This window comes from Lactobacillus gallinarum (assembly GCF_002160635.1).
Classification (GTDB): Bacteria; Bacillota; Bacilli; order Lactobacillales; family Lactobacillaceae; genus Lactobacillus; species Lactobacillus gallinarum.
The window spans coordinates 1-15179 of sequence record NZ_NFKZ01000016.1; the positions used below are offsets into that span (position 1 = coordinate 1).

General features: G+C 37.9%; 18 protein-coding genes. All 18 read right to left on the reverse strand.

What is annotated here, in order from left to right:
• On the reverse strand, window positions 1-427 hold a 427-nt coding region (locus tag B5E95_RS06415; protein ID WP_206391360.1), incomplete at its 3' end, for a transposase.
• A gap of 177 nt (window positions 428-604) precedes the next feature.
• The gene (locus B5E95_RS06420) at window positions 605-2119 is read right to left on the reverse strand and encodes an L-lactate permease (protein ID WP_087235882.1); all 1515 of its coding nucleotides are present in this window, start codon (window positions 2117-2119) and stop codon (window positions 605-607) included.
• A gap of 259 nt (window positions 2120-2378) precedes the next feature.
• Window positions 2379-3173 (reverse strand): metal ABC transporter permease, encoded by a 795-nt coding sequence (locus B5E95_RS06425; RefSeq protein WP_025005878.1) that lies wholly within the window; start codon window positions 3171-3173, stop codon window positions 2379-2381.
• Complete coding sequence (locus tag B5E95_RS06430; protein WP_025005879.1) at window positions 3173-3820, reverse strand: metal ABC transporter ATP-binding protein; 648 nt, start codon at window positions 3818-3820, stop codon at window positions 3173-3175. Before B5E95_RS06430 ends, B5E95_RS06425 begins: the two co-directional genes overlap by 1 nt.
• A gap of 31 nt (window positions 3821-3851) precedes the next feature.
• Window positions 3852-4769 carry a metal ABC transporter solute-binding protein, Zn/Mn family gene (locus B5E95_RS06435; protein WP_087235884.1) on the reverse strand — a complete coding sequence of 306 codons (918 nt, stop codon included), beginning with the start codon at window positions 4767-4769 and terminating at the stop codon, window positions 3852-3854.
• 253 nt (window positions 4770-5022) lie between these two features.
• The gene (locus B5E95_RS06440; RefSeq protein WP_003630183.1) at window positions 5023-5295 is read right to left on the reverse strand and encodes an ArsR/SmtB family transcription factor; all 273 of its coding nucleotides are present in this window, start codon (window positions 5293-5295) and stop codon (window positions 5023-5025) included.
• Between the two features lie 202 nt (window positions 5296-5497).
• On the reverse strand, window positions 5498-7492 hold the full coding sequence (locus B5E95_RS06445; RefSeq protein ID WP_087235886.1) for a PTS fructose transporter subunit IIABC: 1995 nt from the start codon (window positions 7490-7492) through the stop codon (window positions 5498-5500).
• 18 nt (window positions 7493-7510) lie between these two features.
• Window positions 7511-8425, reverse strand: a complete 915-nt coding sequence (gene pfkB / locus B5E95_RS06450; RefSeq protein WP_087235888.1) for a 1-phosphofructokinase — start codon at window positions 8423-8425, stop codon at window positions 7511-7513.
• The gene (locus tag B5E95_RS06455; protein ID WP_025005882.1) at window positions 8425-9180 is read right to left on the reverse strand and encodes a DeoR/GlpR family DNA-binding transcription regulator; all 756 of its coding nucleotides are present in this window, start codon (window positions 9178-9180) and stop codon (window positions 8425-8427) included. The genes pfkB and B5E95_RS06455 overlap by 1 nt, the downstream gene beginning before the upstream one ends.
• A gap of 268 nt (window positions 9181-9448) precedes the next feature.
• A complete protein-coding gene (locus B5E95_RS06460; protein WP_476737671.1) occupies window positions 9449-10015 on the reverse strand; it encodes an ABC transporter permease in 567 nt (188 codons plus the stop codon).
• 207 nt (window positions 10016-10222) lie between these two features.
• Window positions 10223-12529, reverse strand: a complete 2307-nt coding sequence (locus B5E95_RS06465; protein ID WP_087235890.1) for a glycoside hydrolase family 31 protein — start codon at window positions 12527-12529, stop codon at window positions 10223-10225.
• Between the two features lie 124 nt (window positions 12530-12653).
• Window positions 12654-12845, reverse strand: a complete 192-nt coding sequence (locus B5E95_RS06470) for a hypothetical protein (RefSeq protein ID WP_025005891.1) — start codon at window positions 12843-12845, stop codon at window positions 12654-12656.
• Window positions 12846-12859: 14 nt separating this feature from the next.
• Window positions 12860-13048, reverse strand: a complete 189-nt coding sequence (locus B5E95_RS06475; protein ID WP_025005892.1) for a hypothetical protein — start codon at window positions 13046-13048, stop codon at window positions 12860-12862.
• 96 nt (window positions 13049-13144) lie between these two features.
• Window positions 13145-13366, reverse strand: a complete 222-nt coding sequence (locus tag B5E95_RS06480; protein WP_025005893.1) for a hypothetical protein — start codon at window positions 13364-13366, stop codon at window positions 13145-13147.
• Window positions 13356-13589, reverse strand: a complete 234-nt coding sequence (locus B5E95_RS06485) for a helix-turn-helix domain-containing protein (RefSeq protein WP_025005894.1) — start codon at window positions 13587-13589, stop codon at window positions 13356-13358. The genes B5E95_RS06480 and B5E95_RS06485 overlap by 11 nt, the downstream gene beginning before the upstream one ends.
• 15 nt (window positions 13590-13604) lie before the next feature.
• Entirely contained in the window at window positions 13605-14132 is a 528-nt protein-coding gene (locus B5E95_RS10780; protein ID WP_025005895.1) for a DUF2975 domain-containing protein, read from the reverse strand.
• Between the two features lie 15 nt (window positions 14133-14147).
• Window positions 14148-14666 (reverse strand): DUF2975 domain-containing protein, encoded by a 519-nt coding sequence (locus B5E95_RS06495; RefSeq protein ID WP_087235892.1) that lies wholly within the window; start codon window positions 14664-14666, stop codon window positions 14148-14150.
• A 156-nt stretch (window positions 14667-14822) separates the two neighbouring features.
• Window positions 14823-15146 carry a bacteriocin immunity family protein gene (locus B5E95_RS06500; protein WP_025005897.1) on the reverse strand — a complete coding sequence of 108 codons (324 nt, stop codon included), beginning with the start codon at window positions 15144-15146 and terminating at the stop codon, window positions 14823-14825.
• Between the last annotated feature and the right edge of the window lie 33 nt (window positions 15147-15179).

Sequence of the window (15179 nt, forward strand, 5' to 3'; positions counted from 1 at the left end):
GAATCATCTGCTTGGAAATATTTGATACTTGAGCTGGACTGTAATGGCTGCCATACATTTTTTCAATTAGATCGGCTATTTCCCTGGTGGTCACGCCCTTGGAATAAAGCTTGATAATCATGCTTTCCAAGATATCCGAGTGCTGCTTGTAGTCAGGCAGCGTGTGCTGATGAAATTGACCGTTGCGATCCCGAGGCACTTGCACTTCAATTGGGCCAAATTGCGTATCAACTTTGCGGAAATAAGCACCATTTCTAGAGTTGCCAGTATTCCAGCCATTTCTGGCATAGGGATCATAGCCCAGAAAGGCAGTCAATTCAGCTTCTAGCAAGTTATTAACAGCCTGTTGTAGCTCTTTGCGCAATAAATCATTTATTTTGTCTGGATTGAATAGAGCTTGAGCAAAATCTTTGGTAAAATCATTCATGAAGGAGTTCTTCTTTCTGTATGTGTTTTTTGTTCAAACCAATCATACGAGAAAGGAACTCCTTTTTCTAATGTTTAAAGAAATAAATTTAAGGAATCATTCATCCTTACACAAACTATTTTACAGTCTCAAAGAATTTGCATCATAGCAGATCCTTCATTTTTTATTTTTCTAACTTTAAATCATACCTGTCAGTAATCCCGTAATGTACAAGAACACACAGCAGACTACCAAGTACAAACTGCCCCACTTGACAGTCTCCTTCAAGATTTCACCTTCGTCACCTTCACGGTTGATCGCACCGGTTGCTACCGCAATATTCTGTGGGGACAGCATCCCTGCCGTTGCACCCGTCATGTTCGATGCCACAACCCAGTACTTGCTTACACCTAGGTCCGCTGCTGCTGACAGTTGCAAGTTACCAAAGAGCACGTTAGCTGAAGTGGCAGAACCAGTTAAGAATGTTCCTAATGCCCCAATAAGTGGTGCAAATAATGGATAAGCTGGCCCTAATAAGCTAACTAAGGCCACTGCTAATGCATCGGTCATTCCTGCATAGACCATTACTTTGGCTAATCCTACAATTGCACAAACCGTAATTGTTGTCTTCCAGACGCTCTTAATTACTTGTCCTAAAATTTGCATCATTTTCTTAAAACTAACGCCCTGAATTGCCCCACCGATTAAAGTAGCGACAAAAAGCAACGTACCTGGAGACGACAACCAGCTAATTGACAAGGTATTCGGATTTTTCCCCGTATAAACAACCAAATTAGTTGTCACCTTATTAAGTAAATTATTAACTGCTGGCACCAATGATGATGCAAAAATGACGAAGATGAAGACTAAGATAAATGGTGAACATGCCTTAAGCATTTCATTTGTACTTGGACGCTCCACATCAGATTCTTCCTCATCTTCATGCCATCTAGTAAACAAAACCGTAATAGCGATTGAGCAAAGAGAACCTACAATTGCAGGTAATTCTGCACCGACAAATTTAGCAGCTATTACCTGGGGAATAGCCATTCCTAGTCCTGACATCAAGGTAATTAAGCCAACGCCTTTTACAGCTTTAATACTGCCTTCTGTCAAAATTACCAGGATAAGTGGTACTAACACTACCAATACAAATAATTGCAAAGTTACAATGAAAGATAAATTTTCTTGCTTCAAATTAGTTACTTCAGCTAATGTTAAAATCGGCAAACCAATTGCACCAAAAGCTGTTGCTGTTGTGTTGGCAATCAAACTAATTACTGATGCTCTAATTGGATCTAACCCAAAAGCAATCAAAATACCTGCCGCGATTGCTACTGCTGTACCAAAACCGGCAATTGATTCAAGAAATCCGCCAAAGCCCCAAGCGATAATTAGCACGATAATACGCTTATCAGTTGAAATTGTGGCCAGCATATTCTGAATGGTTTTCATTCCGCCCGACTCAGTAGTCACATTGTATGCGAATAACGCCATCACGATCACGAATATGATTGGCCAAATACCCATGATGATCCCTTCTAAGGCTCCCGTCATGGTATCTAAAACAGGTAATTTAAAGCTAAAAATTGCAAGCACAATTGTTAATACCAATCCAATTACACAAGCTCGTGCAGCTGGCATGCGCATCACACCAAGTGAAATAATCAACCAAATGATTGGCAACAACGCAATCGCAAACTTAATCCACATCTAACCCATCCTTTATCGCAAAATATCTTGTAGTATATTTAATCATTAAATAAGTCAAAAGTTAAAACCAAATACTCAAATTTTATTAATTATTACAAATTCTAAAATTTTTGCTTGCAACTTTGCTCAACAAACTATATAACAATTAATGGAAAGTAAAATTTCTCACATCATTTGAGAACTACTCCTCGGAATGGAGTAGTTCTTTTTCTTTTTCAAATAAAAAACAGGTTGAATTTCTCAACCTGCTTTATTTCTATTAACGATGTTTAACTACATGGAGGCCATAAGCAACCAGATAAATTACTACTTCGATTGTAGCAATAAAGAATGTGACAGGCCAATTAGTGATAAAACCTAAGTATAGACCTGCCCAAACACCAATTAAGGCAAAGAAAACCGACCATGCAATCATCGCTGGAATTGTTCGACCAATATAACGGGCCGTTGAAGATGGCAATGTTAGCAAAATAAATACTAACAATGAACCAACAATTTGTGCACCGATAGCAACTGACATAGCTAAAGAAATTAAGAAAACAATTCCTACTAAGCCAGTATGCACACCGTGCGCAATCGCACCTATATGGTCAAATGAATCAAAGTTCAAGTTCCTTTGAACCAGCAAAATCATCAGCAAAACGATAACTGATAAAACAACCAATTGGATTACGCCTTGCTTGTCTACGCCGATAATACTACCGAACAAAATATTCGTCGCATAACGGCTGTTAGACCCTGAAATAGCTAGGAACAAGACACCCAATCCAATAAACAGTGCAGAAATCGCACTAATTGAAGATTCCTTTTGATCACTATGCAAAGACAATTCACCAACGCCAATCGAACCTAATAACGTGAAGAGCAGCATCCCCCATAACGGCGCAATACCGATAAACACGGCAAAGGCTGCCCCCGCAAAGCCAATTTCTGACAAAGTATGAGCTAAAAAGGCATAGCTGCGTGCTACAACATAAACTCCGACGACCCCACAGGTAATCGCAATAAATGTACTTGCTAAGAAGGCATAACGCATAAATTCATATTGAAACATTATTCGAAATCCTCCTTAAACTCACTCATCTTTCCTTGTCTGATTGAACCCTTGTTAAGGTACAAGTAATCAGTCATATATTTTTTAGCTAACGGAATATCATGAGTAACAAACAAAACCGTAATTTTGTGTTCTTGATTAAGGTGCTTGATTAGCCCCATTAATTCTTCCTTAGCCGCCGGATCAAGACTCGCTGTTGCTTCATCCAAGATAATCATATTAGGACTATCCAGCAGCGCCTGAGCTAAATATGCACGCTGTTTTTGACCTCCTGAAGCTTCACCCATTCGAGTATCCTTAATCGAATCTAAGTGAGTTTCGATCAATTGATGATCAATTTGATCCTTCACCTTTTTTGTTTTAAAAAGTGGTGCATTTAAACCTATAAATGCACGAATTGAAAGTGGATATTCTGAATCAATATTTCTAAATTGTGGCACATAGCCTAATTTAACATCTGATGAGAAATTATAGCTACCATCAGTTGGCGTAAGCATCCCCATCAAAATCTTAATTAATGTTGTCTTTCCCGTTCCGTTTGGTCCCAAGAGAGCAGTCATTGATCCTTTTTCAAGATGAAAGTTAATATCCTGAAAAACGGTCTTTGTATCAAATCTCATTGAAAGATCATTCACATCTAAAATCAATTTAGCATCCCCTTTACTTGCTAAATTCTATCTATTTTTTGCTAATATTAGCTAAATTTTGGTAATTTTCTCTCATCCAATCCAAGTAAGTCATATGATTTGGAATTGTTTCGCGAACGTTAAGTATTGGCACACCGTTTTCCTTAGCAAGCTTAACAAAAGTCTTAACAGTTGAACTACTTGCTTGAGTGTTATTAACAAAGAATGCGATCTTCTTATCCTTAATTTCATTAGTCATCTTATTGATGGTCTTAGGACTTGGATCAGTACCATTTTCAATTGCTTCTTTAAATTCCTTGTCGCCAATCTTGTAGCCAGCTTCTTCTAAACCGTAATCAAAAACAGGTTCACTAACGAAAACAGGCTTATTGTTCTTCTTATCAGTTGACTTGGCAATTTGCTTGATCTTAGCGACTTTAGCTAAGTACTTGTCACCATTTTCCTTAAAGTAAGCTGCATGTTTTTTGTCTAACTTAGACAGACGCTTAACTAAGTAGTTAACATACTTGGTTGGCATATCTAAATCATACCAGATATGAGGGTTGTCGCCCTTCTTGAGTCCCATTAAGTCTTCACCCACCAAGACTGGTTTCTTGCTTACTGAACTAGCTAACTTGTTCATCCAAGTGTCATAACCCAAGCCATTAGTTACGATAATGTTAGCCTTAGTCAATTCCTTGGCATCTGCAGTTGTTGGTTCAAAATCGTGTGGGTCAGTTGCACTGTTTTTAATAATGGCTTGAACACTGCCGTAATTACCTACAACATTCTTAGCAATATCTGCATAAACATTAGTTGTAGTCACAATTGAAACCTTGTCAGAGTTAGTTTTTGCACCTTTTTTATTTGAGCATGCGGAAGCTAAGAGCATAATCATGCCCATTAATCCCATGATAAAAAGTGACTTAGTAATTCTAGATTTTATTTTTCTCAATATAATTTCCTCCATACAAAAAAAGCATTTAAATCAGAAAATTCAGCAATTCTTTTCTGACTTAAAGTTAGAATAAGCTAGTTTGATAATCGTGTCAATATTTTTAAGCGTATACAAATAGCACCAGTGCCTCTTAGACCTGATGCTATCAATAAAAACTTATAAATTATAAGAAATGTTTAAAATATAAAATTTGCTGAATTTTATTTAAATGCTTTTGTTCTAGAATTACATCATTATATAAACATATTTTTATATGCTTGTCAAACTATTCTTTGACGTGCTGACGTAAAACATCCAAGATTTTAATAATATGATTATCAGCTAAACTATAGTACTTTTCCTGCTTAACCCGTTCACTTTTAACCAACTTAGCTTCTTCTAAAATTCTAAGATGACGTGAAATAGCTGGTTGACTCACATCGAATTGCTTAACCAAATTATTTACACTACTTTTTTGATGATCATTTAAATAATAAAGAATCTGAATACGAATTGGATGATTGAGAGCCCTGGTGATCCGGATAATTTGATCGTTCAACTTTTTCACCTACTTACTAGTTTTAGCTTAATATATCCCTTAATTTTTCTCACAAAAAAACGCTACCCGAAGGTAGCGCAAAACATAACAGAGTATCTTGACTCAAGTAGAGATCATCAAGATGTTTATATTATAATACTTTTTTTACATAATGGAGCATTTTTGATTAATAACTTAAATTATTTTACTCCAGTACATATTTTTATTCGTCAGGATCGTCCTTAACGTTCTTCTTCCAGAAACTCATGATCAAACCGGCTACGATAGAACCGATAATAGTTGCCAAGAAGTAGAACAAAATGTGACTTGGTCCACCAATGTTACCAGCAAGTGGTGATACCCAAAGACCACCGTGAGGAGCTGGAACACCAACGTGCCATAAACCAACTAAGGCACCACCAACGGCTGAACCGATGATACATGAAGGAATTACGTGACCTGGGTCAGCTGCAGCAAATGGAATAGCACCTTCAGTAATGAATGAGAATCCTAATACCCAGTTTGAAACACCTGCACGACGTTCTTCCAAAGTATATCTATTCTTGAAGAAAGTAGTACCGATAGCAGTAGCAAATGGTGGAACCATACCACCAACCATAACAGCAGCCATTAAGATAGCAGCAGTAGTTGAGTGTGGGTCGTTAGCAAAAGCACCTGAAGCAAATACGTAAGCAGCCTTGTTGAAAGGACCACCCATATCGATTGACATCATACCAGCCAAGATAGTAGTAAGAAGTACCAAGTTACCAGTACCCATACCATTCAAGAAGTGGGTAATAGCAAAGTTAATACCACTGAAGATTGGGTTGATGATGTAGAACATAATAGCTGCGATTAACAGCAAACCTAAGATTGGGTAGAACAGCATTGGCTTCATACCTTCAACTGAGTGAGGTAATTTAGCAAATAGCTTCTTCAAACCAATCATTAAGTAACCAGCGATGAAACCGGCAGCAATACCACCTAAGAATCCAGCTGGTGAAGTTGCGTGTGATTGAACGTTAACTTGGAATTGACCGTTAACGATCGCAGCCATGTAACCACCAACGAAACCTGGCATAAGAGCTGGCAAGTCACCGATTGATTCAGCAATGTAAGCAGCAAGAACTGGAACCATGAAGGCAAAGGCCAAGTTACCAGCGTTGTTCAAGAAGATAAATGCAGGAGACTTAGCACCACCACCGTAGTTTTCTACGATGAAGGAGATAGCCATCAAGATACCACCACCAATAACGAATGGAAGCATGTGGCTGATACCGTTCATTAAGTTCTTGTAAATACCTGCCCATAAGCCTGGCTTTTCAGTGCTTGATGATTCTTCTGACTTGTCAGATGCACTTGCGTGGTAAACATCTGCCTTGTCATCCATAATGTCATCAATCAATTCACCTGGCTTGTTGATACCATCAACAACTGGACGGTTAACTAAGTGCTTACCGTCAAAACGTGGCATATCAACTTTCTTATCAGATGCAATAATAACACCTTTAGCACGCTTAATTTCATCAGGGGTTAACTTATCCTTAACACCTTCTGAACCGTTAGTTTCGATTCTAACTTCGATACCGCGCTTCTTACCTTCCTTGATCAAGGCTTCTTGAGCCATGTAAGTATGGGCAATACCGTTGATACATGCAGTAACACCAACGATCAAAGGCTTGTTATCATCTGAACTACCTTGAGCTTTAGCAGCTTCCTTAGCCTTTTTAGCTTCGGCAGCCTTCTTGTCTTCTTCGTCCTTCTTAGTTTCAGCCTTTTCGAAAAGATCGATAACTTCTTCTGGAGTCTTAGCAGCCTTAAGTTTTTCAACCAATTCTGGATCAATTAATAAACCAGAAAGCTTAGCTAAAGCTTGAAGGTGAGTATTGTCAGCACCAGCTGGTGCAGTAATCATGAAGAATAAGTGAACTGGTTGACCATCAAGTGAGTTGTAGTCAATACCTTCTTTACTCTTAGCGAACAACACACGAGCCTTGTTAATTGACTTGTTACGTGCGTGAGGCATCGCAATTCCGCCACCAATACCGGTAGTAGATTCATTTTCACGGTCCCAGATGGACTTGATAAATGCATCTTCGTCGTTAACGATATCGGTTGCAACTTCAAGGTCAGTCATTTCTTTAATGGCATCTTCTTTGTTTTTAGCCTTGAGTTCCATAATCATGGACTCAGGACTTAATATGTCCTTAATTCTCATATATCTTTCCCCTTTAAATTAAGAAATTTGTTCAACCTTAATCTGTGGCAATACTGCGTCGATTTGACTCTTCACAGCGATATCCTTGGTAAATGCAGTAGCAGCACCACAAGCCATACCAATTCTAAAGCCTTCCTTAGGATCTTGAGTCTTGTAGTAAGTACCAACAAAACCAGCGATCATTGAGTCACCGGCACCAACTGAGTTGACAGCAGTACCAACGGCACCCTTAGCGTGGTATACGTGATCCTTAGTCAAAAGGAAACCACCTTCGCCAGCCATTGAAACCATGACATTTTGTGCACCCATATCAAGCAACTTTTGTGCGTATTCAAGCATCACGTCGCTAGAATCAAAGGTTACGCCAAAGAGGTCAGCCAATTCGTGGTGGTTAGGCTTGATTACTAATGGCTTGTATTCCAAAGTATCAAGAAGAGCTTGACCAGTAGTATCAACTACGAATTCTGCACCAGCTTCCTTAATAGTTGGAAGAAGTGATTGATAAAAATCAGTTGGTAAGCTTGGAGTAAGTGAACCACTCATGACAACAATGTCACCCTTTTTCAAGTCGTTCAAACGATCCTTGAAAGCAACGATTTCTTGGTTAGTAATGTTAGGACCAGCTGCGTTAATTTCAGTTTCCTTTTCTGCATGAATCTTAACGTTCACACGAGTGTTGTCTGAAATAGTAACGAAGTCACTTTCAATTCTCTTTTGGTTTAATTGGCGAACCAATTCCTTGCCAGTGAAACCACCAACAAAGCCCCAAGCAGTGTTATCAACACTTAATTGGTTAAGAATTTGAGAAACGTTAATTCCTTTCCCACCTGCTAAAAATGCATCATTATTAGTTCTGTTAACTTCCCCGCGGTTAACTTTTTCTAATTGAAGAACATAGTCAAGCGCTGGGTTAACAGTTACTGTATAGATCATTATTTTGCCTCCTCTAGGTTGATATCGGCAGGTAATGCCGCTTTTTGACTGGATTTAAGTTGATCTGTTACCACGTAAACGTCCTTGGTATTGGCGAAAACCGCAAAGTTGCGTTCACCAATCTTGGATGAATCAGCTAAAACATAGGCATGTCTAGCTTGTTTAATTTCGGCAGCCTTAATTGCAGCTTCTTCGGGATCTGGCGTTGTAAGATTGCCATTTTTTTCGATTCCGTTAGCTCCAACAAAACTAACTGAAAAGTTCATCTCTCTAATTTGAGCGAGTGCAGTTTGACCAATCACCGCATGAGTGTCATCTTTGACCTCGCCACCAATTAAGATGGTCTTAATGCCGTGATTCAAGCTACATAACGCCGTTTCAACACCATTGGTAATGATCTTCACCTTGGGAACATCGGCCAAAAATGGGACTAACTCATATGTGGTCGTTCCCGCATCGATAAAGACATTATCACCGGGTTGAACAAAGTTGCGAGCTGCATACTTAGCAATCGCAATTTTAACGTCATGATTCAAATTAAAGCGGACGTTTTGGGAAACATCACGAGAAAAATTTTTTACTGATTGAGCACCGCCATGCACACGCTTAAGCATTCCGTTCTTCTCCATCTGAATAAGATCGCGACGGATAGTTGATTCGGATGTATCAGTTAAGTCGCATAACTCGCTAACGCGGCATACTTCGTGCTGATTAACGTAGTTTTCAATTAAGCTTTGGCGTTCCTGTGTCAGCATTTCTTTTTCACCTCGATCATTATTGTATCCGCTTTTTTCTCCAAAATCAATCACATTTCTTCAAAAATAATCATTTTCATTAATTATTCTTCATTAAAATTCATTTTTATGCATTTTTTACGCAAAAAACAGATCATGTGTATTTACATGATCTGTTTTCGTAGTCACTGATAATTATTCTTAGTCATTTTACCCTATTTGACGAAGAATAAACAAAAATGACGAAGAAAAACCAGCAAGATTATTTCTTGCTGGCTAAATAAATATTCTAATTGAGCAATCCACGCTTAAAGTTTTGCCATGGACCTAAATCATCAGTTTGTAAAATCAACTTCGGATAGATACGTCTGATCCACATAAAGGAAATTACTATTGCTAACAAAGCAGCCACAGCTGAAATTCCTGCTTCAAAGCCAGTCGCATTTCCTTTCAGCACTCTCATTGGCATAATGAATGATGATAAGAATGGAACATATGACAAAATCTTAGCCCAGATCGGATCACCTGCTGATTGCAAGTTGATTGCGATCAAGAAGCCAACAATACCGACAGTCGTCAAAGGTGAAACTGCCTTATTTGCATTCTCGCTCTTAGTAGTCAAAGCACCACAAAATGCGGCGAAGATGATGAATAATACTAAAGCTAGTACCGTGAACAGTAGGCTCCAGGACAAAAGGTTGCCTACGACTTGGTCGATCATCGGTTTGAACTTGTTGAAACTGTAGCTAACCCCACCAATATACGGTGCAGCATAATAACAACCTGCTAAACCTAACGCATAAATTAACACCTGGGTAATAATTTCACCAAAAATGCCCAAAATTTTACCAGTTATGCGCGTTAACGGTGTTTGGTTCATCCCCCCTTTATAAAATCATATTAAAACGACAGCTTCACATGTAAAGAAGGACCGATTTGGTATCAAAAAAGCTCTAACTAGTTCATGAAATACACTAGTTGAAGTCTTATAATATTCAACTTTAATATTTTTTCACCCACAAAAAATAGCCACCAAATTTAATCGATGGCTACAAACTTATTTTTATTTTTCTACGTATTCACCGTCGCAATAATCAAAGAAGACAACTTCGCGATCAGCTAACTTAACTATAATCTGTTGATATTCATGTGCATAACCATGATGTGCCAACTTAATTTCCACATGACCGTCAGCAACTTCCACATCGTACCAGTTGTATTCGCCATTTTGGTAATTGAAGTCCAGACCGTTATCTTGGTAATGAGTGTACTTACCTTTGTCGCCAAAGACTCTGAAGGTCATGGTCTTATCTGGCTCATCAGAAATGTGGCTAACTTCATTGCCCCATGGCAAAATCGTATTCTTCTTAATAAACAATGGCAATTTATCAATTGGAGCGTCAACCAGGATCGTATTCTTGCCGCTATATTCAACGCCATTCCAGAAATCAATCCATTCACCTTCTGGCAAGTAGACTGCACGGCTAGTTTGACCTTCTTGAACAACTGGGGCTGCCAAAATGTCCTCGCCTACCATATATTCATCATTCAAGTTATACACCTGTGGATCATTTTCATAATTAAGGACAAGTGGACGCATAATTGGCAAACCTGTCTTAGTTTCACGATAGAATTCATCGTAAAGATATGGAATGAAACGGTAACGAAGCTTCAAGTATTTACGGTAAATTGACAAAGTTGGTTCGCCAAATACCCATGGTTCTTGTGAGCGAGTGCCTAGAGCCGCGTGGTTTCTGTAAAGTGGACTAAACAATGCGCCTTCGATCCAACGAGTCAACAATTCAGGTGTTGTGTCAGCACCAAAGCCACCGATATCAGTACCGGCAAAGCTGAATCCACTCATACCTAAGTTACATAATTGTGGAATCATCATTTGGACATGTGTCCATAAACTTTGGTTGTCACCAGTCCAAACTGTGGAAAACTTTTGCGTTCCTGCATATGCTGCACGCGTAATGACAAATGGACGTTTTCCACTGAATTTCTTCAAACCTTCATAAGTCGCCTTAGCCATGTTATGACCATAGACATTGTGCATCTTCTTATGAGTTGAAGCTTCTTCTTCATTATGGAAGACGATATCTTGTGGAATTTCACCCTTGAAGGATGCAGGTTCATTCATATCGTCCCAGATACCTGAAACGCCAAGGTCAACTAAGTACTTGCAGTTCTTAGCCCACCACTTACGTACTTCTTTGCGGCCAAAGTCTGGGAAGACTGAATCGCCAGGCCAAACTTGGTTTACATAAACAGTGCCATCTGGAGCCTTAACGAAGTAGCCCTTTTCAAGACCCTCTTGGTAGATCTTGTAGTCGTCATCCTTCTTTACACCCGGGTCGATGATCGTAATAATTCTGAAGCCGAGCTTACGCATCTTTTTAACAAAATCTTCTGGAGCTTCATAGGTATCTTTTCTCCAAGTGAAGACACGATATCCATCCATGTAGTCGATATCAAGGTGTAAAACATCGCATGGCAAATCATATTTGCGCAAATTTTCAGCGATCTTTTCTACTTGTTTTTGGCTGACACTATAGCCCCAACGTGATTGTTGATAACCTAATGTCCACCTTTGAGGCATTGGTACACGGCCGGTCAGATAAGTATAGTTAGTGATAACTTCCTTAAGTGAATCACCGCCAATAATGTAGTAATCAATATTGCCATCAACTGCTGAGTAGTAATAATAATTGTTGCTTTCTTTACCTAGATCAATGTGGTTGCGGTAAGTATTGTCAAAAAAGATACCGTAAGGATGACCATTTTTAATACCAAGTAAAATTGGAATTGACTTATAAAGTCGAGTGAAACTTTCTACTTGCGGATCAGGATTATCAGTATTCCAGTTGTCATAAGCATAATGACGCTTGTTTAAGAAACCTGTTTTATCACCCAGGCCATAAAATTGTTCATCGCTGGCTAAAGTCTTGATAATTTCATAATAGTTTTCATCATGCATGCCCAGCAATTTCTTAACATCATGGCCTTCTGATTCAGCTAGCTTCAAGTGCTCTTTGTCCATCTGACGATCGATTGGCGTTCTACTGCCGCGATAATCAATAATTAACGGATCGCCTTTTTCATCATAAACATCAATCTTTTCGTCATCGTATGCCTTAACAGTTAACTTTTCAGTTGTTATTTCAGCATGATCGCCTTTATCTTCAACATCAAAGTCAGTCTTAATTTCCTTATCGCCTTCAATGGCGTAAGAATTGCTGGCGTTGCCGCGATCTTGAAACACACGAATAATCTCTGGAGTTAAGACTGTTAACTCTAAAGGTTTATCTTGATAATTTAAAATAATTTTTTGTCCATCTTTAGTAAAGTTAATTAATTTATTAGTCATAAAATTCCCCTATTCAAGCTTTTTTGTATTCGCTTTCAATTTTAGCATAATAGTGCGCTCGATTAACTTAAAACTGGGAATCCGAAACTTTTTCCAACAAAAAAACCGCCTTGCGGCGGCTTCGTTAATTGAAAATATCTGACATTTTAGTTGGAATATTATTATTTTTAACAAAATATTTTTTAAAAGTAGTGAAATCTTGGTCTTCTCGATCTCGGTGTACGTACATATCATGCACTGCCCAAAATGCGGTAATTGCTAAATTAACACCTAGAACAATCAATAAACCAATCAAAATATATAGTAAGTACATCATTATACGTACACCTCCTAAATCGTTATCTGGCCCAGCGTGATATCTTCAATGAAATATCTTACAAAAGCCTCTCCAAAACTCATGCCTTGTCCATTGTAGACATGCCATTCTTCACGCTTTGCTCCAATTGTTCTAGCCATACTGACTAAAAAACAAATGGCTAAATAAACTAAAACTATGTTTGCAACTATCATAATGACCATGTCTACACGTCCTTCCGCATCTGTATCACTTAACTAATACACTAATATCTATTGCCTAATTTGTCAATATCCAATTCAAAATTTCACTAATGGATTTTACTTATCATGCTTCCTGCCAATATACAAAAAGCCATAAATCGCCGGTCCAATTACAATTGCACCGGCAACAGAAGTAACTAGTACTACGACAAAACGTGGCATTGCAAAAAAGTCTGCACTAAAACCCTTACCAGCCCAGGCTCCGACAAATACTATTGCCCAAGCAATTAGCATTGAGATAAATAATTTTAAAGCTGAAAATTCATTTTTATTTTTCATCATCTTCACCTTTATCTTCATCATCTGGCACATACTTAAGCAAATCACCAGGTTGGCAATCTAATGCCTTACAAATTTTGCTAAGTGTATCAAAACGAACACCATGTGCCTTACCTGTTTTCAAAATAGACAAGTTCGCCGGTGTAATCCCAATTTCTTTAGCTAAATCTTTTGACTTCATCTTTCTTTTTAACAGCATAAAGTCAACAGTTACTTCAATCATCTGTTTTCATCCCCATTAAATAAAAGTATCTGATTCTTGTTGCAGTTTTAAACCAGATTTAAATACTAGATAAATAATATAGATAATTGCTAAAAAGATTAAGGCATTCCAGCTACTTGCTACCCATTCACTAGAAAGCTGGTCTGCTTTAGCAAATTCACCAGTCACGCAAATCAACAAGACATTGACCCAATTTAGTATAGTATAAATACCTACAGTCGCCAGCAACCGCTGCAATAATTGCAGGTTATCTTGTTCAAAATACTTCTCTTGATTTAAATTTACAATCATTTTTTGTAAATAATGAACAATTACAATCATCACAATATCGGCAATTAATGCCACAGCAATCACCATCCATGCTGAAGGACCATTGCTTACTTTAAAAAATGGAGTAATCATCATCTGGCGAATCCAGCCTTGCGTTCCGGGCGTTATGACTGCAGCAACTAAAAAGATCAAATAGAAGATCGCCATCAAAACAAAGTATATTTCGCCAATCCAGGATACGATGTTAAGTAATTTAAAAACTTTATTTTTCATTTATATTCTCCCTTCCTAAATAATCTTGTTAGTGTCATCACGTAAGGCTAAGCCATGCTTAAAGATCAAGTAGACAACATAGACAATCGCAATAAATACCAGATCAGCAATATATGCATTAGGATAAAATGGTGTGCTGTCCATTGGCAAGATAATTGCCCAGGAAATAATTGACAACACTGTATAAACAATTGATCTAATTAACAATTGCTTCAATTCATGCAGGTTAGCCTGATCAAAGTAAACTTCTTGCTTGATATTCTTGATCAAGTGCCGCACATTATGAATGCCAAGATTAAAGAAAATAACAGCTATCAAACCAATAATCATAAAAGATGGTAGTATATGCCAAAATTGGCTACTATACTGGCGTAAACCAGGTTCTTTAGCAATTTCTCTGATTACATCTGGCATTTTAACTAATAAGAATACAAAAGATCCTGCCATGAGTGTACATACAGCAATTGAAAACCACATAAATATTTCAATAATCCAGCTAATTACCGTTATTAGATTCAGGATAAACTTTTTCATAATTCATTCCTCCCTATAGAGTTATCTACCTCTCATCATTTTTATTGTATTACGATAATTATTGGCTGTAAATATATAATTTTATATTGAGGTGCAAAAAAATAGCTATCAAACCATTTTAGGTTAATAGCTATTTTCTTATATTTAATTTCTGTTTTATCTTCTACCAATGCCCGAAAAGGCCAAGCCTAAGGCTGCACCACCAAGTGCTCCTGCTTGATGAGAGACAGGGCGAACACCATTAGCAATCTCATAGTGAAATTCAGTCACACCCTTAGATAACTTGCTTTGCCAGCTTAAAGGATCAAGACCAACACGAATTAAGTTGCAAACATAGTTAGCTGATTCGCCAGTTTCGAGTTGATGCTTAGCATTAAGCAAAACTTTGCGTTCTTCTGGTTTAGTATTTTCGTTTACTAACAAATCAGTAATATTATTTAAAAGCCAAATCTTCAAGTCGTTTTCATCTTCTTGATACATTTTGAGACCTTCTTTGATTTTTCATTTGCTCTT

What these genes read in the sequence shown, in the direction of transcription:
- B5E95_RS06435 (WP_087235884.1), bottom strand. Translation starts at nt 4,769, where the DNA reads ATGGAGGAAATTATATTGAGAAAAATAAAATCTAGAATTACTAAGTCA.
- B5E95_RS06420 (WP_087235882.1), bottom strand. Translation starts at nt 2,119, where the DNA reads ATGTGGATTAAGTTTGCGATTGCGTTGTTGCCAATCATTTGGTTGATT.
- B5E95_RS06455 (WP_025005882.1), bottom strand. Translation starts at nt 9,180, where the DNA reads ATGCTGACACAGGAACGCCAAAGCTTAATTGAAAACTACGTTAATCAG.
- B5E95_RS06480 (WP_025005893.1), bottom strand. Translation starts at nt 13,366, where the DNA reads ATGAAAAATAAAAATGAATTTTCAGCTTTAAAATTATTTATCTCAATG.
- B5E95_RS06500 (WP_025005897.1), bottom strand. Translation starts at nt 15,146, where the DNA reads ATGTATCAAGAAGATGAAAACGACTTGAAGATTTGGCTTTTAAATAAT.
- B5E95_RS06445 (WP_087235886.1), bottom strand. Translation starts at nt 7,492, where the DNA reads ATGAGAATTAAGGACATATTAAGTCCTGAGTCCATGATTATGGAACTC.
- B5E95_RS10780 (WP_025005895.1), bottom strand. Translation starts at nt 14,132, where the DNA reads ATGAAAAATAAAGTTTTTAAATTACTTAACATCGTATCCTGGATTGGC.
- B5E95_RS06485 (WP_025005894.1), bottom strand. Translation starts at nt 13,589, where the DNA reads ATGATTGAAGTAACTGTTGACTTTATGCTGTTAAAAAGAAAGATGAAG.
- B5E95_RS06475 (WP_025005892.1), bottom strand. Translation starts at nt 13,048, where the DNA reads ATGGTCATTATGATAGTTGCAAACATAGTTTTAGTTTATTTAGCCATT.
- pfkB (WP_087235888.1), bottom strand. Translation starts at nt 8,425, where the DNA reads ATGATCTATACAGTAACTGTTAACCCAGCGCTTGACTATGTTCTTCAA.
- B5E95_RS06465 (WP_087235890.1), bottom strand. Translation starts at nt 12,529, where the DNA reads ATGACTAATAAATTAATTAACTTTACTAAAGATGGACAAAAAATTATT.
- B5E95_RS06495 (WP_087235892.1), bottom strand. Translation starts at nt 14,666, where the DNA reads ATGAAAAAGTTTATCCTGAATCTAATAACGGTAATTAGCTGGATTATT.
- B5E95_RS06470 (WP_025005891.1), bottom strand. Translation starts at nt 12,845, where the DNA reads ATGATGTACTTACTATATATTTTGATTGGTTTATTGATTGTTCTAGGT.
- B5E95_RS06425 (WP_025005878.1), bottom strand. Translation starts at nt 3,173, where the DNA reads ATGTTTCAATATGAATTTATGCGTTATGCCTTCTTAGCAAGTACATTT.